Here is a 26,055-nt window from a genome sequence, read left to right on the forward strand (position 1 = left end):
GGCAGGACGCCGTTCGGGGCCGGCGGGCGTGCAGGCGGAATACGCTTCGCCGCCCGGACGGGCTCGTGGCTCCTCCGGTCGGTTGCCGCACCCGACATCCGGTGCGACGGTCGCGAAACGTCTACAGCGACTGCTGCGACGTGGAGTGCGCCGGAGGGCGCGCCCACCGGTGGGGCGGGGTGACGTGCGTGCCGGATCCGGGGGTGCGTACCACCAGGCCGGCCTCGACCAGATGCTGCAGAGCGCTGCGCACGGTGACCCGGGCAATGCGCAGTCGGGACGCGAGCTCGAGCTCGTTGTCCAGCTTGGTGCCCGGCGCCAGAACCCCGCTGTGGACAGCCCCTTCCAGGAGGAGGGCGAGTTGGTGGTAGAGGGGCACCGGGGAGTTCCTGTCGATCGGCAGGGACAGTGTTGCGGTCATGAAAGGTCTCCTCTTCTGGCCGGGCCTCGGCCCTTCACCGCACTGCCGCAAACTCGTTCGGCAGAGGTGTTGGCGATCACACTAATACGTACTAGTGTTTCTGCCAAGGGTTTGTCAGGACATGTTCACGACACCGTTCCCGGGCATCCCCTTCCGCGCTCCATCCCTGACCTGAAGGAGAATCCCGTGTCGGACCCCCGTACCTTGAACATCGGCCTGATCGGCGCCGGCCGGATCGGTTCCAGCCATGCCGAGCTGATCACCCGCACCGTGCCCAACGCCCGGCTGGTCGCGATCGCCGATCCCGTCGAGGGCGCGGCGGCGCGCCTGGCGGAGGCGTTGCACGTGGCTGCGGCCTACACGGACATCACGGAGCTGCTGGCCGACCCGGAGGTGGAGGCGGTGGTGATCACCGCCCCGGCCCGGTTCCACGCCGAGCTGGTGGAGCAGGTCGCCGCGGCCGGCAAGGCGATCTTCTGCGAGAAGCCGGCCGGGATGACCCTGGAGGAGATCGACCGGGTCCACCAGGCCGTCGAGAGCCACGGAGTGCTGTTCCGGATCGGGTTCAACCGCCGCTTCGCCGATGGATTCCCGCAGGCCCGCGCCGCCATCGAGGCCGGGCGGATCGGCACCCCGCAGCTGCTGCGCTCGACCACCCGCGACCCGGGACTGGCGAACCCCGGCGCGGTGGCCCCGTGGACGATCTTCCTCGAGACGCTGATCCACGACTTCGACACCCTGAACTTCCTCAACCCTGGGGCCCGGGCGGTACAGGTGTATGTGGTGGCCGACGCCCTCGTGGCCCCGGAGTACAAAGACTCCGGGCTGCTGGACACCGCGGTGGTCACCATCCGCTACGACAACGGGGCGATCGCCACCGCCGAGGCCAGCTTCTCGGCCGCCTACGGCTACGACACCCGGGCGGAGGCCTTCGGCTCCGCCGGCATGGTCACCGCCGGGGACCTGGCGGCCTCAAGCATGCGCTACTACGGCCCGGAGGGTCTCGCCGCGGAGACCGTCCGCGCCGACACCCAGTCGATGCGCGGCGCCTACACCGCGGAGCTGCAGGCCTTCACCGACACCGCCCTCGGCCACCTCTCGCCGGGTCCGGGGGTGGAGGCGGCCCGGGATGCGCTGCGGATCGCCCTGGGGTGCGTCGAGTCCTGCCGTACCGGCGCCCCGGTGAGCCTGGACCCGGTGGGAGCCACCCGATGAGCGGCTTCGTCCTGGCAGCGAGTGCGGAGATGCTCTTCGTCGACCTGCCGTTCGAGCAGCGGGTGCGCCGGCTGCACGAGGCCGGGTTCGAGGTGGAGATCTGGGACTGGACCACCAAGGACCTGCCCGCCCTGGCCGCCACCGGGGCCCGGTTCGGGTCGATGACCGGCTACGTGCGCGGGGCCCTCGTGGACCCGGACGGGGCGGCGGAACTGCTGCGCACCGCCGAGGACTCGCTGGCCGCCGCCGAGGTCCTCGACTGCCCCCGGCTCAACGTCCACGGCACCGGCCTGGACCCCCAGGGGCTCCCCGTGGTGCCGCACGAGGTGGTCACCGGGGCGGACTGGCTGGCAGCGGCCCGCACGCTGGAGCGGCTGGCCGTCCTGGGCGAGCGCCACGGGCGGGTCTTCACCCTGGAGAACCTCAACCGCGACGTCGACCACCCGGGGGTGCCCTTCGGGGCGGCCGAGGACACCCTGGCGCTGGTCGCGGCGGTGGACAGCCCGCACCTGCGGCTGAACCTGGACCTCTACCACGCCCAGATCGGGGAGGGGAACCTGGTAGAACTGTGCCGGAGAGCCCTCCCGTACGTGGGAGAGATCCAGGTGGCCGACGTCCCCGGGCGGTGCGAGCCGGGCACCGGGGAGATCCACTACCCCCGCATCGCCACCGCCCTGGCCGAGACCGGATACGAAGGAGTGATCGCGATGGAGGCCTTTGCCGCCGCCGACCCCGAGCTGGCGCTGAGACGATTCCGGGACGCCTTCACCGTTCCCTGCCCGTGAGCCCGGACGCCCCGGGGCGGGAAGCCCCCGGCCGCCCGTCCGGGCGCCGCGTCACCATGCGCGACGTCGCCCGGGCGGCCGGGGTCTCCCAGCCCCTGGTCTCGATCGTCTTCCGCGACGCCCCCGGCGCCAGCGCGGAGACCCGGGCCCACGTGCTGGCCGTGGCCGCCGAACTGGGCTACCGCCGCGACGAACGAGCCCGGCTGCTGCGCCAGGGCCGCTCCCGGCTGCTGGGGGTGGCCTTCGAGCCGGTGCAGCCCTTCCACGGAGAGATCCTCGACGGTATCCACACCGCCGCCCAGCAGCGGGGCTACGACGTCGTGCTATCGGCCGTCACACCGCACCGGGCGGAGGACGCCGCGGTGGAGGCCCTGCTGCGCGACCGGTGCGAGGCCCTGGTCCTGCTGGGCAGCGCCCTGCCACAGACCCGCCTCGAGCAGATCAGTGCGACCCTGCCGGTCGTCTCCGTCACCCGGGCTTTCGACGCGGCGGCCTTCGACAGCGTGGCCACCGACGACCACCGCGGCGCGGTGCTGGCCGTGGAGCACCTCCTCGACCTGGGGCACCGGCGGATCGCCTACATCGACGCCGACCGCGAGGCCGGCGGGGCGCGGCGCCGGGCCGGCTACCAGGACACCATGGCCGCCGCGGGCCTGGGCGACGACATGCTGATCGTGCGCGGCGGCGCCTCGGAGGCCGAGGGCGCTGCCGCGCTCACCGGGCTCCTGGCCCAGGACCCCGCGCCGACCGCCGTCATCGCCTTCAACGACCGCTGCGCCGTCGGGGTGATCAGCCAGGCCCGCGTCTTGGGCCGGTGCGTGCCCGAGGACCTGTCGGTGGTCGGCTTCGACGACTCCGAGCAGGCGTCCCTGCCCTACCTCGACCTCACCACCCTGGCCCAGGACCCCTGCCTGCTCGCGCACACCGCCGTGGACCTGGCGCTGCGCCGCTTGGACGCGACGGCTGAGGACACCGCCGTGACGGGCGAGCACGTGGTGCTCCCCGCCCAGCTGGTCACCCGCACCAGCACCGCCCCCGTCCCCGGTGCCCCCTGAGGCGGCTCCCTGGCCACGCCGGCCCAGGACCGGACAAGCGGCACCTCGCGGGACGAGGTCTTTTCGCACCGATCAGGAACCCTGCCTGCCCCTCGATGAACGGACTACACGGAGCCCCCGGCGAGCTCGTGCCGGGGCACGCTGCGCTTCACGAGCAGGTACGGGGCCCACAGCAGGGCCGCGGAGAGGACGGTCAGTCCGAAGCCGATCATCGCGGTCCGCTCGGCAGCCGGCCCCATTTCCACGCTGCCCACCAGGACGGAGAAGGAGATGACCACCAGCAGAAGCCAGCACACCAGCCCGTGGAACCAGCGCAGGCCACGGCGCAGCGGCAGGAAGAAGAGCGCAGCCGCCGGCAGGACCACGAGGATCTCCAGCGGCCACACGGCGGCGGGCAACCACCCGTCCTGCACGAGGTGGGGCAGCAGCAAGCCGGCACCCAGGGCGTACATGCCGGCGAACCAGGTGCCGAGGATCCAGTGCCGGCCGGTGGGCCTCTGACGCGCCTCCCGCAGCGCGGGGTCCCGTCGCTCCGCCTGCTCCTGGACCCGCGCGGCGTTCTGATGCCAGCGGTTCTCCAACCGGATCGTGTTGTCCAGCCACCCGCCGGTCGCGGGGAAGGGGATGACCTCTTCGGTGGTCGCGAGGTACTCGAGCTGGGCCTCGGGCCCGAGGTAGGCCTCGCCCTTCCACGAGAGCGGCCGGGCGGTGTAGCCCAGTTCCACGCCGTGCTTCCGCAGCGCCGCGATCCAGACGTCGACCGCGGGGTCCTTGTGCGAGGAGAAGGGGACGCTCGTGATCCGGCGGCTCCCGTCCTGGTCGAACAGGATGTGCAGGACGGGGGCCGTCTCGGTCAGCGTTCCGCCGCCGTTCTCGGTGAGGATGATGCGGCGCAGGATCCGGTAGGAGGCCACGACGGAGGCCACGGCCTCCCACGGGATAATCCGGCGGACCGGTGCGTCGGCGCCGAAGGTGTTCCACTCGGTCGTCTCGATGCCGGCCTCGCGCAGGACGTAGCTCGAGCGGTGGCGCGCGTGCCAGGCCATCCTCCGCACCGCCACCACCGTCTTCACCAGGAGCAGCACCCCGGCCGCGGCGAAGATCAGGGTGAACAGCAACCAGGGGTTCCAGAACGCGATCATCAGCCAGACAGGGAGGCCGATGAAGAGCGCGACGACGACCGCGACGAAGAACAGGCCGACCACCGCGGCGCCGCGCCAGAACAGGTCCGCCGGCTGCTCCTGCTGGACGTGGACGACCGGACTGTCGGTCACGGCGGTCCGGGAGACGGGCTGGGGGTCCGGTGTCACGACAGGTGCTCGCTCTCGGTGCAGGGGTGGGTGCGTCCCGGCCAGGGGTGTTCCGGCGCTCTCGGAGCCTATCGAGGACCAGGGCTCAGGGCGCTGACCCGACACGGCGCCACCCCGTCGCCTCCGCCCGTCCGTCCGGAGACCGCACGCAGAAGGGCGGGGAGCCTCCGGAGGCTCCCCGCCCTTCGCGAGAGTTCTAGTTGCGCGCGCTGCCGGTGTTCGTGCCCTCACCGGAGTCGTCCCGGTGGTAGAGGTACTCGTTGCCGTGCTCGTCCTTCTCCACGTAGAAGTGCTCCTGGACCTCCTGGTACCACGTCTCCGCGGCCTCGCTCATCTTCTCGCCCTCCTGCGCCTGGGCCAGCCGGTCCCCCGGACCGTAGACGCGCATCGCGATGGTGTTGAGCCGGTCGAGGATGCGGTGCTGCTGCTCGCCGTCCCGGTTGATGTTCTGCCTGTTCCGCGCCATGACGTCCCCCGTTGCCGACTGTGATGGTGATCACCAGTCTAGCGCCCGGGTGCCGGCACGGACCGGGCCCACCGGCGGGTGTGACGCCGGTGGGCCCGTACGGTCCCTATGGTCCGCGCGGCTACTCGACGTCGCGGATCTGCTTGAGGGAGCCGGTGCTCGTACGGTACTCCCGCACGTAGTCGGGCTGCTCCGGGTGCTCGATGGCCGGGGCGTTGGCCGGCTCCGAGCCGTGCACGTAGTCCGGGGCCACGACGATCTCCTCGTCCACCTCGGCGCCGGTGGAGGTGCGGCGATGGAACTCCTCGGGCGGCAGCACCCGGCGCCACTGGCGGGTGGGCAGGACACCCACCTCCCCGGCGTCCTCGCGCAGGGCCCGGAGCAGCGAGTAGATCATCACGTACCCGAGCACGAAGAACGGCAGGCCGATGAGGATCGCCACGTTCTGCAGCGCGGCGAGCCCGGTGGCGCCGGTGGCGGTCAGCAGGATCGCGGCGATGAGGCCGATGGCGACGACCCAGAACACGCGCTGGTGCACCGGGGACTCCTCCTCGTGGCCGCTGCCCATGGTGTCCATGACCAGGGCGGCCGAGTCGATCGAGGTGATGAAGAACAGCACCACGATGAGCACGCCCACGGCGGAGGTGACGGTGGAGAACGGGAAGTTCTCGAGGAAGACGAACATCGCGCCGGGGATGTCGCCCTCGTCGACGACCGCCTCCACGAGCCCGCCCCCGCCGTTGAGCTCGATGTCGAACACGCCCATGCCGAAGATCCCGAACCAGATGACGGAGAACAGCGTGGGGAACGCGAGCACCCCGGAGACGAACTGGCGGATGGTGCGGCCGCGGGAGATGCGGGCGATGAAGATGCCCACGAACGGGGACCACGTGATGGTCCACGCCCAGTAGAAGACGGTCCAGCCGCTCTGCCACCCGGTGTCCGCGAGCGAGTCGTTCCAGAAGGCGAGCGCCGGGAGCATCGACAGGTACGTGCCGGCGGACTCGACCATGCCCTTGAGCATCAGCACGGTGGGCCCGGAGACGAGGATGAAGACCAGCAGGCCGATCGCGATGAGGATGTTGGTGTTGGACAGCCGCTTGATGCCCCGGTCGAGGCCGAGGGCCACGGAGACCGAGGCGACCAGGCTGACGGCGGCGATGATGAGGATCTGCGACAGCGCCGACTCGGAGATGCCGAAGAGCCGCGCCAGGCCGCTGTTGATCTGCATGGTGCCGAGCCCGATCGAGACGGCCACGCCGAACAGGGTGCCGACGATGGCCAGGATGTCGATGAGCCGCCCGACCGGCCCGTGGATGCGCTCCCCCAGCAGCGGCTGGAACATGGAGCTCACCCGCGGCGGGAGGTTGCGCTTGTACATGAAGTAGCCGAAGGCCAGTGCCGGGAGGGTGAAGATCGTCCAGGTGTGCAGCCCGAAGTGGTAGAGCGTGAAGCCCATCGCCTCGGTGGCGGCCTCCATGGAGGCCGGCTCGACGCCCTGCCGGGGCGGGTTCGCGAAGTGGTTCACCGGTTCGGCGACGGCCCAGAACATCAGGATCGTGCCGATGCCCGCGGCGAAGAGCATCGAGAACCAGGACAGGTTGGTGTGCTGGGGCCGTTCGTCGTCGGCCCCGAGCCGGACCTGACCGAAGCGGCTGACCATGAGGTAGATCAGGAACAGCAGGAAGACGGTCACACCCAGGATGTAGAACCAGCCGAGCTGTTCGATCACCCAGGTGGAGCCGTCCGCGAAGACAGCGTCCATGAATTCCGTGAACACCAGCGTCAGGACCACGAACGCGGCGATCACCAGCGCGGAGCCGAAGAAGATGGTGGGACTGGTCCGCAGTCGCAGGGAGTCGTGCAGTCTGTTCAGCATCGCCGTGCTTCCCCGGCTGCCCTCGGCCTCGGACGAGCGGACGGCCGCCGTGTCTCGGTTGTGTGCGTCGGTAGTGTGCGTCGGTGGTGCGTTCTGGTTGCTACGACCCTACCGCGTGGTCGTCCTGAGGTGGAGCCTCACTCCGGGGACGGCGTGGACGGCAGGCGCGGCTCCACGTGCCACTCCCACCACGCGTCCACGCGGTCGAGCAGGCGCTGCACGGTGCCGTCGTTAACCAGCACGGTGCTGGAGACGGCGGCCCGCTCCTCGTCGGTGGCCTGGGCGGCGATCCGGGCGCGGGCGTCGGCCTCCGTCATGCCGCGGTCCTCGACCATCCGCCGCACGCGCTCCTCCGCCGGGGCCTGGACCGTGAGGACGAGGTCGAAGCGCCCGTGCTGGCCGGTCTCCACGAGCAGGGGGATGTCCTCGACCAGGACGGCGTCCTCCCCGGCCGCGGCCGCGAGCCGTTCCGCCTCCGCCCGGACGAGGGGGTGGATGATCGCGTTGAGCCGGGAGCGCGCCTCCGGGTCCGCGAACACGCGGGCGCCGAGCGCGGCCCGGTCCAGGCGGCCGTCCGGGGTCAGCACGGAGGGCCCGAACTCCTCCACGATCCCCTCGAGACCGGGCCGGCCCGGCTCCTGCAGGGCCCGCGCGATCGCGTCGGCGTCGACCACGGTGGCCCCGAGCTCCATGAGCCGCCGGGAGACCGTGGACTTGCCCGAGGCGATCCCGCCGGTGAGTCCGATGGTCAGCATGGGACCATTCTATCGGCCGGTCCCGGCCGCGCCCCGCCGGGCGCTCACGCCTCCCCGGCCCCGGCCACGGTGGTCATGACGTCCGGCAGCGTGCCGGGCCCGTGCGCCCGCTGCACCCGCAGCCAGCGGTATCCGTAGCCCTCCAGGGCCAGCTCCGCCGAGGAGTCGGCGTCGAGGGTGCACGTCCCGTTGCCCAGCAGGTCCAGCAGCTCGGTGCCCTCCTCCTCGTCCGGCAGCCGCAGCGGCACCGTGGTGGGCTCGGCGGAGAAGTTGTGCAGCGCCACGATGCCGGAGCCCTCCCACGAGCACCGGTGGGCGAGGACCTCCCGCCGCGGCTGGTCCAGGACCTCGGCGGGCCCCCACGCCAGCTCGGTGCACTCGCGGTAGCGGCGGGCCAGCGCGGTGACGAAGTTCAGCAGGGAGTCCGGGTCCCGCTTGGCGTCGGCCACGTTCACGGCCGCGGGGCCGAACTCTCCCTCGACGACGGGACCGGAGAGGTCCTCGGCGCCGGCGGAGGAGAACCCCCCGTTGCGCCCGGAGGTCCACTGCATGGGCGTGCGGACGGCCATGCGGCCCTCGGCGGCGAGGTTCTCGCCCATCCCGATCTCCTCGCCGTAGTACAGCACCGGGGTGCCCGGCAGGGAGAAGAGCAGCGAGTAGACCATCCGGATGCGCTGCCGGTCCCCGTCCAGCATGGGCGGCAGCCGCCGGGTGAGGCCCCGGCCGTAGATCTGCATGCGCTCCTCGGGCCCGAAGGCGGCGAAGACCTCCTCCCGCTCGGACGCGGAGAGCTGGTCGAGGGTGAGCTCGTCGTGGTTGCGCACGAAGTTGGCCCACTGGGCGTCCTGCGGGATGCGGGGCCGGTTCTTCAGGGCGGTCGCCAGCGGCCCGGCGTCCCGGCGGGCCAGCGAGAGGTACAGGTTCTGCATGGCAACGAAGTCGAAGATCATGGTCAACTCCCCCGCGTCCTCGGTGCCGAACAGCTCGAGCTGCTGCTGGTAGGGCAGGTTGACCTCGCCCAGCAGGGCGGCCCGGCCGTTGCGGCGGTTGGCGAACCTGCGCAGTGAGCGCAGGAATCCGTGCGGGTCCGTGAACCCGCCCTGGTTCTCGAAGTCGTCGCCCTGCGCCAGCGTGAGCAGCTGGGGGATCCCGTCCACGCGGAAGCCGTCGAGGCCCAGGTGCAGCCAGAACCCGACGATCTTCGCGATCTCGTCCCGCACCTTGGGGTGGGAGAGGTTGAGGTCGGGCTGGTGCCGGTAGAAGCGGTGCAGGTACCAGTGCCCGGTGATCTCGTCCCGGGTCCAGATGCCACCCTCCTGGTCGGGGAACACGGCCTTCTCGGAGGTGTCCGGCGGCTCGTCGGCCCGCCACACGTAGTAGTCGCGGTACGGGCTGTCCGTGCTCGAGCGGGCGGCCTGGAACCACGGGTGCTGGTCGGAGGTGTGGTTGACCACGAGGTCGGCGATGACCCGCAGACCGCGGTCCTGGGCGGTGCGGACGAGCTCCACGAGGTCGCCGAAGCCGCCCAGCCGCTGGTCGACGCCGTAGAAGTCGGTGATGTCGTAGCCGTCGTCCCGGTTCGGCGTCGGGTAGAACGGCATGAGCCACAGGCAGGTGACGCCGAGCTCCGCCAGGTAGTCCACCCTCTCGGCCAGCCCGGCGATGTCGCCGACGCCGTTGCCGTCCGTGTCCAGGAACCGCTCGACGTCCACGCAGTACACGACCGCCTGCTTCCACCAGAGGTCGGAGGTGTCGGCGATGCGCATGTCTGCTCCCTCGGTCGCGGCTGCTCCCCTGTCTAGCACCCCGTTCCGGTCCCGTCGAGGGCGCGCGGGGCGCGGCCTAGAGTGGGGAGCATGGACCCGGACCCCCTGCTCAGCCGCGCGACCCGGTACACGACGCTCGCCGCGGGCACGGAGGCGGTGGCCGAGCTGGAGATCAAGCGCTCCCGCTTCCTGGCGGTGCTGCGGCGGGCGTCCACGGAGACCGAGGCCCGGGCCCTGGTCGAGGAGCTGCGGCGCGAGTTCCACGACGCCCGTCACCACTGCTCGGCGTTCGTCCTGGGCCCGGACCGGGACGTGCAGCGCTCCTCGGACGACGGCGAACCCGCCGGCACCGCGGGCCTGCCGATGCTCGAGGCCCTCGTGCTGCGGCGCACCGCCACGGACGCGGCGGGCCGGGACGTCACCGACCTCTCGGACGTGAGCGCCGTGGTGGTCCGCTGGTTCGGCGGCACCCTGCTCGGCGCCGGCGGGCTGGTCCGGGCCTACTCCGAGGCGGTGTCCCAGGCCCTCGACGGCGCGTCCCTGGTGGTCCGCCGGCGGCAGCGCCTCTACCGGCTCCCCGCCTCCCACGCGGACGCGGGCCGGATCGAGAACGAGCTGCGCGCGGCCGGGACCACGGTCCTGGACACCGCCTACGGGGCGGCCGGCGCGGAGCTGGGCCTCGCCCTGCCCGACGACGACGCGGCCGTCGCCGCGCTGCACTCCCGCGTGGCCTCGCTGACCTCCGGCGCCGGTCTCCTGCGGCCCGTCGGCACGGACTGGGTGGACACCCCCGCCGGCAGCCGGCCCTGAGCGGCGCCCGGCCGGTCCGGCGTCCCCGGGGACAGCACGACGGCCCCCGCCCTGCGAAGGGTGGGGGCCGTCGTGGTCAGCGCCGTGCGGAACGGCCTGGCGATGCCTGTCGGATCAGGCTCCGGTCAGCTTCTCGCGCAGAGCGGCCAGGGCCTCGTCGGAGGCCAGGGTGCCGGAGTCGGCGGCCGGGGCCTCGGAGGAGTAGCTGGTCGGGGCCGGCGCGGACGAGGTGGAGGACGAGGAGGACGAGGACGAGGAGCTCGTCGTGCCGCCGGCGGCGGCCTCGGCGTCCTCGGCGATCGACTTCCGGACCTGCTCCTTGTGCGCCTCCCAGCGGGACTGGGCGTCGGCGTACTGCTGCTCCCAGGCGGCGCGCTGGGTCTCGTAGCCCTCGATCCACTCGTTGGTCTCGGGATCGAAGCCCTCGGGGTACTTGTAGTTGCCCTGGTCGTCGTACTCGGCGGCCATGCCGTACTGGGCCGGGTCGAACTCGGTGGAGTCCGGGTCCACGCCCTCGTTGGCCTGCTTGAGCGACAGCGAGATGCGGCGGCGGTCCAGGTCGATGTCGATGACCTTGACGAACAGCTCGTCGCCCACGGAGACGACCTGCTCGGCCATGTCCACGTGGCGCTGGGCCAGCTCGGAGATGTGCACCAGGCCCTCGATGCCGTCCTCGACGCGCACGAACGCACCGAAGGGGACGAGCTTGGTGACCTTGCCCGGCACGACCTGCCCGAGGGCGTGGGTGCGGGCGAACAGCTGCCACGGGTCCTCCTGGGTCGCCTTCAGCGACAGGGAGACGCGCTCGCGGTCCATGTCGACGTCCAGGACCTCGACGGTGACCTCCTGGCCGACCTCGACGACCTCGGAGGGGTGGTCGATGTGCTTCCAGGACAGCTCCGAGACGTGCACGAGGCCGTCGACGCCGCCCAGGTCCACGAAGGCACCGAAGTTGACGATCGAGGAGACCGTGCCCGTGCGTACCTGGCCCTTCTCGAGCTTGTGCAGGAAGTTGGAGCGGACCTCGGACTGGGTCTGCTCGAGCCAGGCACGGCGGGACAGGACCACGTTGTTGCGGTTCTTGTCCAGCTCGATGATCTTCGCCTCGATCTGCTGGCCGATGTACGGCGCGAGGTCGCGCACGCGGCGCATCTCGACGAGGGAGGCGGGGAGGAAGCCGCGCAGGCCGATGTCGAGGATGAGGCCACCCTTGACGACCTCGATGACGGTGCCGGTGACGACGCCGTCGTCCTCCTTGATCTTCTCGATGTCGCCCCAGGCGCGCTCGTACTGAGCCCGCTTCTTGGACAGGATCAGGCGGCCTTCCTTGTCCTCCTTGGTGAGGACCAGAGCCTCGACCTCATCACCCACGGTCACGACCTCGTCCGGGTCGACATCGTGCTTGATGGACAGCTCGCGGGACGGGATGACGCCCTCGGTCTTGTAGCCGATGTCGAGAAGGACCTCGTCGCGGTCGACCTTGACGACGGTGCCCTCGACGAGGTCGCCGTCGTTGAAGTACTTGATGGTCGCGTCGACAGCGGCGAGGAAGTCCTCGGCGGACCCGATGTCGTTGACGGCAACCTGCGGGGTGGTGGTGGTCATGTAGTAGGGGCTCCGATGGGGATAGTTTGTGATCAGTCGGAACGGAGATTGTCCGGCCGGACCGCGGCCGTTCCGAAGGATTGCTGGACAGGGCACGTGCAGAGCACGCACCGGGTCAGTCTACGGACGGAGGAAAAGGGGCGCAACACGCGACCCGCCGCGCCGCGCGGGCTCAGAACTGTGTGACGCCGTACGGGGCGGTCGGGGTCTCCATGAAGTCCTGCAGGTCCCGCAGCGCGTCCTCGTCCCGAACCACGATCAGCCCCGCCTGCGCGAGGGTGCTCGCCTTCACCGCCCCGAGGTACAGGGACCCGAGCACGTCCACCCGCATCGCCACGTCGGCCCCGTCGGGCAGCTCCACCGCGGGGACGGAGCGCCCGGCGTCGTCGTCGGCGGTGCGGGGCCGGTCGCCCAGCCGCTCGACCACGGGCGTCCCGCCGCTGGTGTCCAGCGCCCAGACGCCGTCGGCGTAGCCCATCGAGTCCACGAGGGAGATCACGATCCGCCCGCGGAAGGTGTACGGGCGGGCCTCCAGCGCGGCGGCGGGGTCCAGGACCCGCACCCACACCTTGTCGGACTCCGCGGTGACGCGGTACTTGGCCCGGTCCGCCATCGCCCACACCAGCGGGTCCTCCACGGGGGCGCGGCCGAAGCGGACCTGGTCCACGAGGTCCAGGGAGGTCACGAACTCCCACAGGGCGATCGACACGTCCGGGGAGGCGCCCACGAGGTCGAGCACCGTCAGGGTCAGCGGATAGGAGGTGTTGGGCTCGAACCGGTAGGTCACGTAGCCGTCCGGGCGCATCGCGTCGTCGTAGTGCACGGCGCAGCGCACCTCGGGGTCCGCCTTCTGCGGGGTGATGGCGTACTCCCCCGTGTACTCGGGCCAGTGGTAGGCCACCCGGCTCACCGATCCGTGGGAGCTCTCGTGGAAGCGCTGGAAGAGCACGGGGGCGAGCTGGCGCACCGCCTCGCCGTCGGCCATCTCCACGCTGCCCACGGTCGGCGCCTTGAGCTGCAGGCGGGTCGTGGCGTCAACGGTGACCTCGCGGTTGAACGTGGCCGCGCCGAAGCCGAACCGGCCGTAGATGGTGGCCTCGGTCGCGGTCAGCAGCGCCACGGGGTAGCCGTCCCGCCGGGCGCGGTCGAGCTCCCCGGTCATGAGCCGGCGCAGCAGCCCGCGGCGGCTGTGCGTGGGCCGCACGGTGACCTCGGAGATGAGCCGGGCCCGCAGCAGCCGGCCGCGGCCCGCGTTGAGCGAGCCCTCCCAGGAGGTGAAGGTCGCCACGGGCCGCCGGGTGGGGAGCGCCGCCTCCGGCACGGCGTGCGGGTACGCCGCCCGCAGCCGCACCCGCTCGGCGTGCATCCAGGACAGGGTGCGCTCGAGGGTCTCGTCGGTCGGCTCCGCCTGGTGGAAGCCCTGCCGGATGGCCCGCACCCACTCCACGGCGGCGGGGTTGGCCGCGACGCCGCCGGGGCCCACGCCGAACTCCGCGAAGGTGTAGTCGTGCCCGCCGGCCGAGTAGGACTCGGTCACGGTGCCGGGGGTGGACGGTGTCGTCGGAGCGTCGTGCTGGGGGTCCATGGTGGGTTCCTCGTTCGCGGTGGGGTCGGGGAGCGGGCCGGCCGGGGCGCCGGTCCGGCCGGTCAGTGGGCCGCCTCGTGCCAGGAGCGGCCCGCGCCGACGTTGACCTCCAGCGGCACCGACAGCTCGGCGGCGCCGCCCATCTCCTCGCGCAGCACCCGCTCCACGGTCTCGCGCTCCCCGCGCACGACCTCCACCACGAGCTCGTCGTGGACCTGCAGGAGCATCCGGGAGCCGAGGCCCTCGTCTGCGAAGCGCCGGTCCACCCCGAGCATCGCCTTCTTGATGATGTCGGCGGCCGAGCCCTGGATGGGGGCGTTGAGGGCGGCGCGCTCGGCCATGGAGCGCAGCTGCCGGTTGTCGCTGGAGAGGTCCGGGAGGTATCGGCGGCGTCCGTCGATCGTGGCCGTGTAGCCGTCCTCGCGGGCCTGCTCCACGACGCCGCGCAGGTAGTCGCGCACCGCCCCGAACCGGGTGAAGTAGTCGCTCATCAGGGTGCGGGCCTCGTCCACAGGGATCCGCAGCTGTTTGGAGAGCCCGAAGGAGCTCAGCCCGTAGACCAGCCCGTAGCTCATGGCCTTGACCTTGGAGCGCATGGGCGCGGTGACCTCCTCCGGGGCCACGCCGAAGATCTTCGAGCCGACGAAGCGGTGCAGGTCCTCGCCGCTGCGGAACGCCTCGATCAGCGCCTCGTCCCCGGACAGGTGCGCCATGATGCGCATCTCGATCTGGGAGTAGTCGGCGGTGAGCAGCTGCTCGTAGGCCCGCCCGTCCTCCGGGCGCCCGACCACGAACAGCCCGCGGATGCGGCGGCCCTCCTCGGTGCGCACGGGGATGTTCTGCAGGTTGGGGTTGGTGGAGGACAGCCGGCCGGTGGCGGCGACGTTCTGCATGTAGGTGGTGTGCACACGGCCGTCCTCGGCGATGGCCTTCTGCAGGCCCTCGACGGTCTGGCGGAGCTTGTTGGCGTCCCGGTAGGCCAGCAGGCCGGCGAGGAAGCGGTGCCCCTGGGAGTCCGGGTCGGTGCGGGTGAGCAGCTCCGCCACGGCGTCGGCGTCGGTGGTGAAGCCGGACTTGATCTTCTTGGTCTTCGGCAGCCCCAGCTCCTCGAACATCACCTGCTGCAGCTGCTTGGTGGAGCCGAGGTTCACGGGCTCCGCGATCTGGGCGTGCGCCTCCTGCTGCGCCTGCTCGATCACCCGGGCGAAGTCGTCGAGCAGGACCTGCACCCCCTCGGGGTCCACGGCGATCCCGGCGAGCTCCATCCGGCCCAGCACCACCGCCAGGGGCAGCTCGAGGTCCGTGAGGAGGGCGGTCTGGTGGGTCTCGGCCAGCTTCTCCAGCAGGTGCTCGGAGAGCTGGACGGTGGCGACCGCCAGCTCCGCCTCCCGCCGCAGCACCGCCGGGGCGGGCCAGGGCTCGGCGTCCAGGGCGAGCTGCTGCTGCCCCTCGGCGGCGGAGCCGTCCGCGGCGGGCGCCACCGCCAGACCGAGCCGGTCCTCGAGCAGCGCGGGGAGCTCGTAGCTGCGCCGCGCCGGCTGCAGCAGGTAGGCCGAGAGCTGGGGGTCGTCCACGACCCCGGCCAGCGGCAGGCCGCGCACCGCGAGGGACTTCCAGACGTCCTTGAGCCCGTCCACGATCTTGGGCAGGTCCGCGTCGGCCAGCCAGCGGGCCAGCGCGGACTCGAGGTCGGAGTCGGCGGCCGCGAGGTCCAGGAACAGCGCGGACGGCTGGTGGCCGCCGCGGGCGAGGACCGCCCCGGCGAGCTCGCGGGCGCCCGGCAGCACGGGGTCGTCGTCGCGGTGCAGGGCGTGCAGCACCACGGGGCCCTCCCCGCCGGCCAGCCACTGCTCGAGGTCCTCGGCGGTGCCGGGGCGCTCGACCTCGCCCAGGCCGAGATCGGCCGGCGGGGCCGCCTCCTCGGCGGGGCGCCCGAAGGCGTCGAAGAGCCGGTTGCGCAGGCCGTCGCCGAACTCGAGGTCGTCGAAGACCTCCCCCACCGCCTGGGCGTCGGGCACGGGCAGACCGGCGTCGGCGAGGTCGACGTCCAGCGCGAGATCGGTGATCAGGCGGTTGAGCCGGCGGTTGCGCTCGACGTCGGCGCGGTGCTCGCGCAGCGCCTCGCCCTTCTTGCCCTTGACGCGGTCCGCGTGCGCGAGGATCGTGTCGACGCCGCCGTAGGCGAGGATCCACTTGGCCGCGAACCCCGCGCCCACGCCGGGGATCCCGGGGAGGTTGTCGGCCTGCTCCCCGGTCAGGGCCGCGAGGTCCGGGTAGTGCTGGGGCGGCACCTTGTACTTCTCCACCACGGCGGCGGCGTCCATGTGCTTGAGGTCGGACGGGGTGCGCCCGGGGTAGACCACCGTGACGTGCTCGTCGATCATCTGGAAGGCGTCCCGGTCCCCGGAGAAGACCAGCACCTCGTAGTCCTGCTCGGCGCCGCGGCGGGCGAGGGTGGCGAGGACGTCGTCGGCCTCGTGGCCCTCGGCAGTGACCACGGGCACGCCCAGGGCGTCGAGGATCCGGCGGATCTGCGGGACCTGCCCGTGGAACTCCTCGGGCGTCTCGTCCCGCCCGCCCTTGTACTCCTCGTACTCCTGGGAGCGCAGGGTGGGGCCGTCGAGGTCGAAGGAGACCACCAGGTGGGTGGGCTTCTGCTCGCGGATCAGCTTCACGAGCGTGTTCACGAAGCCGTAGACGGCCTCGGTGTGCCGGCCGTCGGAGGTCACGAAGGCGGGCCCGCCGCCGTACTCCGCGGCGCGGGACAGCGCGAAGAACGCGCGGAAGGCCAGGGAGTGGCCGTCGACCAGCAGCAGCTTCCGGTCGGGCCGGGAGACCGGGTGGGGGATCTCGACGTCGACGGGGTGGTCGGTGTCGGTCCCGACGGTCACCGTGCGGACAGCGGTCTCGGGGCTCGGGTCGGTCTGCGTGTGCTGCGTCGTTTTCTCCACGGACCCATCCTAGGGCCGGGCGGGAGCCGGGGCGGGCGGTCCGCCGGGGCCCGGCGGGTCAGCCCGCGGCCGGGCGGTGCGCTCAGGCGACCTGGTTGATGATGGCCTCGGCGACCTCCCGCATGGACAGCCGGCGGTCCATGGAGGTCTTCTGGATCCAGCGGAACGCCTCGGGCTCGGTGAGCCCCATCTTGGTGGTCAGCAGCGACTTCGCGCGCTCCACGAGCTTGCGGGTGGCGAACTGCTCCTTCATGTCCGAGACCTCGCGCTCGAGCGCGGCGATCTCCTCGGCGCGGGAGATCGCGATCTCGATGGCCGGCACGAGGTCGTCCACCGTGAACGGCTTGACCACGTAGGCCATGGCCCCCGCCTCGCGGGCCCGCTCCACGAGCTCCCGCTGGCTGAAGGCCGTCAGCAGGACCACCGGGGCGATCCGGTCCGAGGCGATCTGCTCCGCCGCGGTGATCCCGTCCAGGACGGGCATCTTCACGTCCATGAGCACGAGGTCGGGGCGGTGCTCGCGGGCGAGCTCCACGGCGCGCTGGCCGTTGTCGGCCTCCGCGACCACCTCGTAGCCCGCGTCCTGGAGCATCTCCACGATGTCCAGGCGGATCAGGGTCTCGTCCTCGGCGACCACCACCCGGCGGGCCGGGCGCAGGTCGCGCTCCGCCGCCTCGCCGGACGGGTCGTCGCGGGTCTCGGGCTCCTCCGCCGGGGAGGGGTTCGGCTGCTCCGTCACGCTGACTCCTTGGCTGCTGGTGCGTCGTTGCCCGCGCCGCGCGGGCAGCGGGGCCGGCGGCGCCCGACTGCCCGGCGCCGCGCGTTCCGTCCGATCAGCCCCAGCCTATAACTGTTGTAGAGTGGTCGAGCGCAGGAGCCGCCCTCCCGAGGCGGCGCGGACTGCGACCGCAGGCCCAAGTGGCGGAATTGGCAGACGCGCCGCACTCAAAATGCGGTTCCCCTGGAGTGTGGGTTCGAGTCCCACCTTGGGCACCAGCACCCCGGACCTCTCGGTCCGGGGTCTTCTCGTCCCACCCCCCGTGCCGTCAGCCCGCGGCGCCCCGCTCCCGCACCAGGTTGGTGACCCGGGCGGTGGACAGCCGCCGCCCTTGCTCGTCGGTCATCACGACCTCGTGGACGGTGAGCGTGGCGCCCAGGTGCAGCGCCGTGCACGTGCCGGTGACCGTCCCGGAGGCCACGCCGCGCTGGTGCGTCGCGTTGACGTCGACACCCACCGCGTACCGCCCCGGACCGGCGTGCACGCTCGCCGCGGTCGAGGCGAGCGTCTCGGCGAGGACGCAGTGCGCTCCCCCGTGCAGGATCCCGCCCGGCTGCGTGTTCGGCTCGACCGGCATCGTGGCGACCGCCCGCCCGGGCGTGAGCTCCGTGAACCGGATGCCCATCGCCCGGGCCAGACCGCCCATCCCGTGACCGGGGAAGGCGGCGTGCAGCTCCTCGGGGACCCCGTGCTCGCGCAGGTCCCGGGAGTGCTCCTCGGGGGTCATGGCCGGGGGGCTGCTCACCCCTCCCGCCACGGTCCCACGCGCTCGCGCCGCTGCCCGCTGCCCAGCAGCTCCCCGGCGTCGGCCACGTCGCCCACGCGGTGCACCTTGACGAGGTTCGTGGTGCCGGCGACCCCGGGGGGCGAGCCGGCGCAGATCACCACGAGGTCGTCCTTGCCCGCCAGGCCCTGCTCCTGCAGGTGCAGGTCGACCTGCCGGGTCATCTCGTCCGTGTGGTCGACCTTCGCGACCTGGATGGGCTGCACGCCCCACAGCAGGGACATGAGCGCCGTGACGAGGGGCTCGGGGGTGAAGGCCAGGATCGGGTGGGCCGGGCGCAGCCGGGAGAGCCGGCGGGCGGAGTCCCCGGACTGGGTGAACGTGCAGAGGTAGCTGACGTCGAGCTGCCGGGCGATGGTCACCGCCGCCCGCGTCACCGCACCGCCGCGGGTGCGGGGCTCCGTGCCGAGGGCCGGGACGCGCTCGAGGGCCTGGGACTCGATGGCCTCGATGATGCGGGCCATCGTCTCGATCGTCTCGATCGGGTACTTGCCCACCGAGGTCTCCCCCGAGAGCATGACCGCGTCGGCGCCGTCGAGCACGGCGTTGGCGCAGTCGGAGGCCTCGGCCCGGGTGGGGCGCGGGCTGTCGATCATCGACTCGAGCACCTGGGTGGCGACGATCACGGGCTTGGCCCAGCGCCGGGCGAGCTCGATGGCGCGCTTCTGCACGATCGGGACCTGCTCCAGCGGCAGCTCCACGCCCAGGTCCCCGCGCGCCACCATGATGCCGTCGAACGCGTCGATGATCTCGTGCAGGGAGTCCACCGCCTGCGGCTTCTCGATCTTGGCGATCACGGGCAGCCGCCGGCCCTCCTCGTCCATGATCTCGTGCACCCGCACGATGTCCTTGGCGTCGCGCACGAAGGACAGGGCGATCAGGTCCACGCCGCGGCGCAGGGCCCAGCGCAGGTCGTCCTCGTCCTTGTCGGACAGGGCCGGGACGTTCACGGCCACGCCGGGCAGGTTGATGCCCTTGTTGTTGGACACCGCCCCGCCCACGACCACCTCGGTGGTCACCGTGGTGTCGGAGACGGCGGTGGCGCGCAGGGCCACCCGGCCGTCGTCGATGAGCAGCGGGTCGCCCACGTTGACGTCGCCGGGCAGGGCCTTGTGCGTCGTGGAGCACAGGCTCGCGGTGCCCTCGACGTCCTCGACGGTGATGGAGAACACATCGCCGGGGAGCAGCTCGTGCGGGCCGTCCGCGAAGCGGCCGAGCCGGATCTTCGGTCCCTGCAGGTCCGCGAGGATCGCGACCGTCTGCCCGACGTCCGCCGAGGCGCGCCGCAGGTTCTCGTAGGACGCGTCGTGCACGGAGTGGTCGCCGTGGCTCATGTTGAGCCGGGCCACGTTCATGCCGGACCGGATCGCCTGGGAGAGGTTCTCGTACGAGGAGATGGCCGGGCCGATCGTGGCCACGATCTTTGCTCGTCGCATGTGTGCCGCCTTGGGTCGAGGGATGCCACCGGGGAGGACGTGCACAGCACTGCGGCCGGGGGCTCCGTCGCGCAGGACGCGACGCAGCTCCCGGCCGCACTGCCTGGATGTCCGCCCTGGGGCGGGAGGTCGTTCCCAGCCTACCAACGCCGCCGCCGGTGTCGAGGCGCCCGGCCCGTCGTCCCGCCCCGGACGTGCGACGGCGCGGGCCGCCCCCTCTCGGAAGGGGGCGGCCCGCGCCGCGGGACCGTCGGGCCCGGTGCCGTCCTACAGGGTGAGGTCGATGGCCCGGTCGGTCGGGGCCACGGGCTCCGGCAGACGGGTCGAGCCCATGAGGAAGCGTTCGACGGCGGCCGCGCACGCGCGGCCCTCGGCGATCGCCCACACGACGAGGGACTGGCCGCGGCCGGCGTCGCCGCACGCGAAGACGCCGTCCACGCTGGTCATGTACCGGTCGTCCCGGGCCAGGTTGGTCCGGCCGTCCAGCTCGGCACCGATCTGCTCGGTGATGTCCTCGGACTCGTTGCCGGTGAAGCCCAGCGCCAGGAAGACGAGGTCGGCCGGGATCACCCGCTCGGTGCCGCCCTTGGGCGCGCGCCGGCCGTCGGGCAGGTACTCGGTCTCGGCGACCTTCAGGCCGGTGAGCTTCCCGTTCTCGCCCACGAACTCCACGGTGGAGGCCATGTAGGTGCGGTCGCCGCCCTCCTCGTGGGAGCTCGACACCTCGAAGACCCTGGGCATCATGGGCCACGGGTCGGCGTCGGAGCGGTCGGCGGCGGGCTTGCGCCCGATCGCCAGGGAGGTGATCGACGCCGCGCCCTGGCGGTTGGCGGTGCCGATGCAGTCGGAGCCGGTGTCGCCGCCGCCCAGGACGATCACGTGCTTGCCCGCCGCGGAGATCTGGTCCTCGACCTCGTCGCCGGCCACCACGCGGTTGCCCTGCACCAAGTAGTCCATCGCGAAGTGGACGCCGTCCAGGTCCCGGCCCGGGATCTCGAGGTCCCGCGGCCGGGTGGCACCGGTGGCGACCACGACGGCGTCGTAGCGGCGCTTGAGCTGGTCCCAGGTGATGTCCTTGCCGATCTCCACCCCGGGGCGGAAGCGGGTGCCCTCGGCGCGCATCACGTCGAGGCGCCGGTCGAGGACCTCCTTCTCCATCTTGAAGTCGGGGATGCCGTAGCGCAGCAGCCCGCCGATGCGGTCGTCGCGCTCGTAGACCGCCACCGTGAACCCGGCCTGGGTCAGCTGCTGGGCGACCGCTAGGCCGCCGGGCCCGGAGCCCACGACCGCCACGGTCTTGCCGACGAGGCGCTGCGGGACGTACGGCTTGACGATGCCCTCGTCGAAGCCCATCTCCCCGATCGAGTACTCGATCTGCTTGATGGTCACCGCCGGCTGGTTGATGCCGAGCACGCACGAGGACTCGCACGGGGCCGGGCAGACCCGCCCGGTGAACTCCGGGAAGTTGTTGGTGGCGTGCATGCGCTCGACCGCCTCGGCGTCGAGGCCCCGCCACACGAGGTCGTTCCACTCGGGGATCAGGTTGCCGAGGGGGCAGCCCTCGTGGCAGAAGGGGATCCCGCAGTCCATGCACCGGCCGGCCTGCTTCTGCAGGACCCCCCGGTCCTGGGCCTCCTGGACCTCCTTCCAGTCCATGATCCGGACGGGCACCGGCCGCTTGGGGCGGTCGACGCGCTCGGTCACCTTCATGAAACCGCGCGGATCAGCCACGGGTCGTCACCTCCAGGATCTTGTGCCAGGCCTCGTCGCCGTCGGGGTCCTGCCCCTGGGTCCGGGCCTCTTCGCGGATGCCCTGCACGGCGGCGTACTCCCGCGGCAGGACCTTGGTGAAACGCCCGAGCGTGGCCACGGGGTCGGCCAGGAGCCGGTCCGCGAGCTCGGAGCCCGTCTCCTCGGCGTGCTTCGTGATGAGGGCCAGCACCACCTCGGCGTCCGCCTCGTCCAGGGGCAGCAGCTGCAGCTCGCCGCTGTCGCGCGCCTGCTTGTTGACCGAGGTCTCGGCGAGGTCGATGACGTAGGCCACGCCGCCGGACATGCCGGCGCCGAAGTTGCGCCCGGTGCGGCCGAGCACCAGGGCGGTGCCGCCGGTCATGTACTCGCAGCCGTGGTCGCCGATGCCCTCGACCACCGCGGTGGCGCCCGAGTTGCGCACCAGGAACCGCTCGCCCACGGTGCCGCGCAGGAAGATCTCCCCGCTCGTGGCGCCGTAGCCGATCACGTTGCCCGCGATGACGTTCTCGGAGGCCTCGAACACCGCGTCCCGCTCGGGGCGCACGATGATCCGCCCCCCGGACAGGCCCTTGCCGCTGTAGTCGTTGGCGTCGCCCTCGAGCCGCAGGGTGATGCCCTGCGGGAGGAACGCGCCGAGGGACTGGCCGGCCTGGCCCGTGAGCGTCACGTCGATGGTGTCGTGCGCGAGGACGTCCGTGCCGAACGTCCGCGTCACCACGTGGCCGAGCATCGTGCCGACCGCGCGGTCCGTGTTGATGATGTGCTGCTGGATCCGCACGGGCTCGCGCTTCTCGAGGGCGGCCCGGGAGAGCCGGATCAGCTCGTTGTCGAAGTGCTTCTCCAGCTCGTGGTCCTGGCCGCGCATGTTGCGCACCGCCGCGCCCCGGTGCTCGAGCACCGTGGAGTGCAGGATCGGCGAGAGGTCCAGCCCGTGCGCCTTCCAGTGGTCGATGGCGTCCTTGGTCTCGAGGACCTCGGCGTGCCCGACGGCCTCCTCGATCGAGCGGAACCCGAGCTGGGCCAGGTACTCCCGGACCTCCTCGGCGATGAACTCGAAGAAGTTCACCACATGCTCGGCCCGCCCCGTGAACCGCTTGCGCAGCTCCGGGTTCTGGGTGGCCACGCCCACCGGGCAGGTGTCCAGGTGGCACTTGCGCATCATGATGCAGCCCTCGACGATCAGCGGCGCCGTGGCGAAGCCGAACTCCTCCGCCCCGAGCAGCGCGGCGACGATCACGTCCCGGCCGGTCTTCATCTGCCCGTCCGCCTGGACGACCACGCGGTCCCGCAGCCCGTTGAGCATCAGCGTCTGCTGGGTCTCGGCGAGGCCGAGCTCCCAGGGGGCGCCGGCGTGCTTGAGGGAGTTCAGCGGGGCCGCACCCGTGCCGCCGTCGTGCCCGGAGACGAGCACCACGTCCGCCTTGGCCTTGGTGACGCCCGAGGCCACGGTGCCGATGCCGATCTCGGAGACCAGCTTGACGTGCACCCGGGCCCGCGGGTTGGAGCGCTTGAGGTCGTAGATCAGCTGCGCCAGGTCCTCGATCGAGTAGATGTCGTGGTGCGGCGGCGGCGAGATCAGGGACACGCCCGGGGTGGAGTGGCGCGTGCGGGCGATCCACGGGTACAGCTTCTGGGCCATGAGCTGGCCGCCCTCGCCGGGCTTGGCGCCCTGGGCCATCTTGATCTGGATGTCGTCGGCGTTGGTCAGGTACAGGCTCGTGACGCCGAACCGGCCGGAGGCCACCTGCTTGATCGCCGAGCGCCGCTGCGGGTCGAGCAGCCGGTCGACGTCCTCGCCGCCCTCACCGGTGTTGGACTTCGCGCCGAGCCGGTTCATCGCGATCGCCAGGGTCTCGTGCGCCTCCTGGGAGATGGAGCCGTAGCTCATCGCCCCGGTCTGGAAGCGCTTGACGATGGAGCTGACGGGCTCGACCTCCTCGAGCGGCACCGGCTTGCGGTCCGCGGTGAAGCCGAGCAGCCCGCGCAGGGTCAGCAGCTTCTTCGTCTGGTCGTCCACGAGCTTCGTGTAGGACTTGAAGATGTCGTAGCGGCCGGTGCGGGTGGCGTGCTGCAGCCGGAAGACGGTCTGGGGGTTGAACAGGTGCGGCGGGCCGTCCCGGCGCCAGTCGTACTCGCCGCCGGTCTCGAGGTCCCGGTGGGGCTCGGTCACGCCGTCCGCCGGGTACGCCCGGCGGTGGCGGGAGGCCGTCTCCTCCGCGATCACGTCGAGGCCGATGCCGCCGATCTGGGTGTGGGTGCCGGTGAAGTAGTCGTCCACGAGCTCCCGCGACAGGCCGAGGGCCTCGAAGACCTGGGCGCCGCAGTAGGAGGAGACCGTGGAGATGCCCATCTTGGACATGATCTTCTGCACGCCCTTGCCCAGGGCCTTGATCAGGTTGTGCACCGCGTGCTCGGTAGTGATCCCGGTGAGGTCGCCCGAGCGGACCAGCTCCTCCGCGGACTCCATCGCCAGGTAGGGGTTCACCGCGGACGCGCCGTAGCCGATGAGCAGCGCCACGTGGTGGACCTCGCGCACGTCGCCGGCCTCCACGACCAGCGCCACCTTGGTGCGGGTCGCGGAGCGCAGGAGGTGGTGGTGCACGGCCGAGGTGAGCAGCAGCGACGGGATCGGGGCCCACGCGCCGTTGGAGTCGCGGTCGGAGACGATCACGTACTCGACGCCGCGGGCCACGGCCGCGGAGACCTTCTCGCAGATCTCCGCGATCCGGGCGCGCAGGGACTCCGCGCCGCCGTCGGGGCGGTACAGGCCCCGCACCTTGAGGGCCGCGGGCATCCCGTCCTCGCCCTCCAGGTGCAGGAACTGGTCCAGCTGGTCGTTGTCGATGACCGGGAAGTCCACCGCGACCTGGCGGGTGCGCACCCGCTCGGTGGTCAGCAGGTTCCCGGAGGGGCCCACGGAGCCGCGCAGGCTCGTGACGAGCTCCTCGCGGATGGCGTCCAGCGGGGGGTTGGTGACCTGGGCGAAGGACTGCACGAAGTAGTCGAACAGGGTGCGGGACTTCTCGGAGAGCACGGCGATCGGGGTGTCGGTGCCCATCGCGTAGATGGGCTCGGCGCCCTTGGCCGCCATGGGCCCGACGATCATCTTCAGCTCCTCCTGCGTGTACCCGAAGGTCTTCTGGCGCAGGGTGATGGAGGAGCGCGGGTGGATCATGTGCTCGCGCTCGGGGAGGTCCGTGATGTCGACGATGTTGCTGTCGGCCCACTCCTCCCACGGGGCGGCGGAGGCGATCTGGGCCTTGATCTCGGCGTCCTCGACGATCCGGCCCTGCGCGGTGTCCACGAGGAACATCGTGCCCGGGGACACGCGGCCCTTGCGCACGATCTTGCGGTCCCCGACGTCGACGACGCCGACCTCCGAGGCGAAGACGACCAGGCCGTCGTCCGTGACCCAGAACCGGCCGGGGCGCAGCCCGTTGCGGTCCAGCAGGGACCCGACCTGCACGCCGTCGGTGAAGGCCACCGCGGCGGGCCCGTCCCACGGCTCCATGAAGGAGGCGTGGTAGCGGTAGAACGCCTTGCGGGCGGGGTCCATGGTCTCGTGGTTCTCCCAGGCCTCCGGGATCATCATCATCATGGCCTGGGTGACGGGCCGGCCGGCGAGCACGAGCAGCTCGGCGACCTCGTCCAGGGACTGCGAGTCGGAGGCGCCCTCCGAGCAGATCGGGAACAGCTCCTCGGGGTTGCGGCCCAGCAGCGGGGACTTCAGCTGCGACTGGCGGGCGCGCATCCAGTTCCGGTTGCCCTTGACGGTGTTGATCTCGCCGTTGTGCGCGAGCGTGCGCATGGGCTGGGCCAGCGGCCACGAGGGGAAGGTGTTCGTGGAGAACCGGGAGTGCACGATCGCGAGCTCGGTGGTGAACCGCTCGTCGGACAGGTCCGGGTAGAAGGGCTCGAGCTGCTGGGTGGTCAGCATGCCCTTGTAGACGATCGTGCGCGAGGACAGCGAGGGGAAGTAGACGCCGGACCGGTTCTGGGCGCGCTTGCGCAGCCGGAACGCCTTCTGGTCCAGGCGCCGCCGGGCGGCCTCGTCCTCGGGGGCCGGCGTGGTCTCGGCCACGAAGAGCTGCACGAAGTAGGGCATGACCTCCCGCGCGGAGCGGCCCACCACGGACTCGGCGACCGGAACGGGCCGCCAGCCGAGGACCTGCAGCTCCTCGGAGCGCGCGAGCTCCTCGAGGGCGCCCTGGATCCGCTCCGCGTTCTCCCCGCCGTGCGGGAGGAACGCGGTGCCCACGGCGTAGCCGCCCAGCGGCGGCAGCTCGAAGTCCAGCACGGCGCGGAAGAACGCGTCCGGCAGCTGGGTCAGCAGCCCGGCGCCGTCACCGGTGCCCTCGTCGCCGCCCACGGCGCCGCGGTGCTCCAGGTTGCGCAGCGCCGTCAGCGCCGCGTCGACGATCTCGTGGCTCGGGGCGCCGTTGAGGGTCGCGACCACGGCGAGGCCGCACGCGTCCTTCTCCTCGTCCGGGTGGTAGAGGCCCTGCTCCTCGGGCGCGTTGGAGAACTGCTCGAACGGGGACTCCGGCTGCTCCTGCGCGGTCTCGGCGGGATCGGCCGGACGCGGGTCCGTGCCGCCCTGTGCGGAAGTGTCACCGGGGGTGCCGGCCGGGGTAGAGGTCATGACTGACGTCTCCTCACCATGGGATGCGGTCAACAGGAGCGGCCCCCGCGGCAGAGCTCC

Annotated in this window: 18 protein-coding genes and 1 tRNA gene; 5 read left to right on the forward strand and 14 right to left on the reverse strand. The window is 71.9% G+C overall.

Annotated features, from left to right (window positions below; translation table 11 throughout):
• Positions 1-121 precede the first annotated feature (121 nt).
• Entirely contained in the window at positions 122-421 is a 300-nt protein-coding gene (locus AC6CH6_RS10445) for a GntR family transcriptional regulator (protein WP_498255084.1), read from the reverse strand.
• A 186-nt stretch (positions 422-607) separates the two neighbouring features.
• On the opposite strand from AC6CH6_RS10445, the gene AC6CH6_RS10450 reads away from it, so the two are divergent.
• Genes AC6CH6_RS10450 through AC6CH6_RS10460 form a run of 3 tightly spaced genes read left to right on the forward strand, consistent with a single transcriptional unit; the run spans position 608 to position 3,476 of the window.
• Positions 608-1,636, forward strand: a complete 1,029-nt coding sequence (locus AC6CH6_RS10450; RefSeq protein ID WP_498255085.1) for a Gfo/Idh/MocA family oxidoreductase — start codon at positions 608-610, stop codon at positions 1,634-1,636.
• Positions 1,633-2,421, forward strand: coding sequence for a TIM barrel protein (locus AC6CH6_RS10455; RefSeq protein ID WP_498255086.1), 789 nt, complete (start codon positions 1,633-1,635; stop codon positions 2,419-2,421). Before AC6CH6_RS10450 ends, AC6CH6_RS10455 begins: the two co-directional genes overlap by 4 nt.
• Before the next feature lie 56 nt (positions 2,422-2,477).
• Entirely contained in the window at positions 2,478-3,476 is a 999-nt protein-coding gene (locus tag AC6CH6_RS10460) for a LacI family DNA-binding transcriptional regulator (RefSeq protein ID WP_498255087.1), read from the forward strand.
• Between the two features lie 104 nt (positions 3,477-3,580).
• Here AC6CH6_RS10460 and AC6CH6_RS10465 read toward each other — a convergent pair whose 3' ends face one another.
• The 5 genes from AC6CH6_RS10465 to AC6CH6_RS10485 all read right to left on the reverse strand — a co-directional run bounded on the left by AC6CH6_RS10465 (position 3,581) and on the right by AC6CH6_RS10485 (position 9,652).
• On the reverse strand, positions 3,581-4,750 hold the full coding sequence (locus AC6CH6_RS10465; protein ID WP_498255088.1) for a hypothetical protein: 1,170 nt from the start codon (positions 4,748-4,750) through the stop codon (positions 3,581-3,583).
• A gap of 232 nt (positions 4,751-4,982) precedes the next feature.
• Positions 4,983-5,252: a hypothetical protein gene (locus tag AC6CH6_RS10470; RefSeq protein WP_498255089.1), complete on the reverse strand. Its 270-nt coding sequence runs from the start codon at positions 5,250-5,252 to the stop codon at positions 4,983-4,985.
• Between the two features lie 121 nt (positions 5,253-5,373).
• Entirely contained in the window at positions 5,374-7,131 is a 1,758-nt protein-coding gene (locus AC6CH6_RS10475) for a BCCT family transporter (protein ID WP_498255090.1), read from the reverse strand.
• A 137-nt stretch (positions 7,132-7,268) separates the two neighbouring features.
• Positions 7,269-7,886, reverse strand: coding sequence for a dephospho-CoA kinase (coaE, locus tag AC6CH6_RS10480; RefSeq protein ID WP_126350096.1), 618 nt, complete (start codon positions 7,884-7,886; stop codon positions 7,269-7,271).
• 44 nt (positions 7,887-7,930) lie between these two features.
• Positions 7,931-9,652 (reverse strand): alpha-amylase family protein, encoded by a 1,722-nt coding sequence (locus AC6CH6_RS10485; protein ID WP_498255091.1) that lies wholly within the window; start codon positions 9,650-9,652, stop codon positions 7,931-7,933.
• Between the two features lie 90 nt (positions 9,653-9,742).
• On the opposite strand from AC6CH6_RS10485, the gene AC6CH6_RS10490 reads away from it, so the two are divergent.
• The gene (locus tag AC6CH6_RS10490; protein WP_419967196.1) at positions 9,743-10,462 is read left to right on the forward strand and encodes a YigZ family protein; all 720 of its coding nucleotides are present in this window, start codon (positions 9,743-9,745) and stop codon (positions 10,460-10,462) included.
• 114 nt (positions 10,463-10,576) lie between these two features.
• Here the strand turns inward: AC6CH6_RS10490 and rpsA are convergent, their stop codons facing one another.
• The 4 genes from rpsA to AC6CH6_RS10510 all read right to left on the reverse strand — a co-directional run bounded on the left by rpsA (position 10,577) and on the right by AC6CH6_RS10510 (position 17,261).
• The gene (gene rpsA / locus AC6CH6_RS10495; RefSeq protein ID WP_419967197.1) at positions 10,577-12,067 is read right to left on the reverse strand and encodes a 30S ribosomal protein S1; all 1,491 of its coding nucleotides are present in this window, start codon (positions 12,065-12,067) and stop codon (positions 10,577-10,579) included.
• Between the two features lie 172 nt (positions 12,068-12,239).
• On the reverse strand, positions 12,240-13,652 hold the full coding sequence (locus AC6CH6_RS10500) for a GNAT family N-acetyltransferase (protein WP_419967198.1): 1,413 nt from the start codon (positions 13,650-13,652) through the stop codon (positions 12,240-12,242).
• Positions 13,653-13,714: 62 nt separating this feature from the next.
• On the reverse strand, positions 13,715-16,603 hold the full coding sequence (gene polA / locus AC6CH6_RS10505) for a DNA polymerase I (RefSeq protein ID WP_498255092.1): 2,889 nt from the start codon (positions 16,601-16,603) through the stop codon (positions 13,715-13,717).
• Between the two features lie 82 nt (positions 16,604-16,685).
• Positions 16,686-17,261 carry an ANTAR domain-containing response regulator gene (locus AC6CH6_RS10510; RefSeq protein ID WP_133410381.1) on the reverse strand — a complete coding sequence of 192 codons (576 nt, stop codon included), beginning with the start codon at positions 17,259-17,261 and terminating at the stop codon, positions 16,686-16,688.
• Positions 17,262-17,515: 254 nt separating this feature from the next.
• Here AC6CH6_RS10510 and AC6CH6_RS10515 point away from each other — a divergent pair.
• Positions 17,516-17,599 (forward strand) — tRNA-Leu (locus AC6CH6_RS10515).
• Between the two features lie 50 nt (positions 17,600-17,649).
• Here AC6CH6_RS10515 and AC6CH6_RS10520 read toward each other — a convergent pair.
• The 4 genes from AC6CH6_RS10520 to gltB form a co-directional block, all read right to left on the reverse strand.
• Positions 17,650-18,126 (reverse strand): PaaI family thioesterase, encoded by a 477-nt coding sequence (locus tag AC6CH6_RS10520; protein WP_498255093.1) that lies wholly within the window; start codon positions 18,124-18,126, stop codon positions 17,650-17,652.
• Positions 18,123-19,601: a pyruvate kinase gene (pyk, locus tag AC6CH6_RS10525; RefSeq protein ID WP_498255094.1), complete on the reverse strand. Its 1,479-nt coding sequence runs from the start codon at positions 19,599-19,601 to the stop codon at positions 18,123-18,125. The genes AC6CH6_RS10520 and pyk overlap by 4 nt, the downstream gene beginning before the upstream one ends.
• A 267-nt stretch (positions 19,602-19,868) precedes the next feature.
• Entirely contained in the window at positions 19,869-21,332 is a 1,464-nt protein-coding gene (locus tag AC6CH6_RS10530) for a glutamate synthase small subunit (RefSeq protein ID WP_419967201.1), read from the reverse strand.
• Complete coding sequence (gltB, locus tag AC6CH6_RS10535; RefSeq protein WP_498255095.1) at positions 21,325-25,995, reverse strand: glutamate synthase large subunit; 4,671 nt, start codon at positions 25,993-25,995, stop codon at positions 21,325-21,327. Before gltB ends, AC6CH6_RS10530 begins: the two co-directional genes overlap by 8 nt.
• Positions 25,996-26,055: the final 60 nt, after the last annotated feature.

It is taken from the genome of Kocuria sp. GQ42 (genome assembly GCF_059758435.1).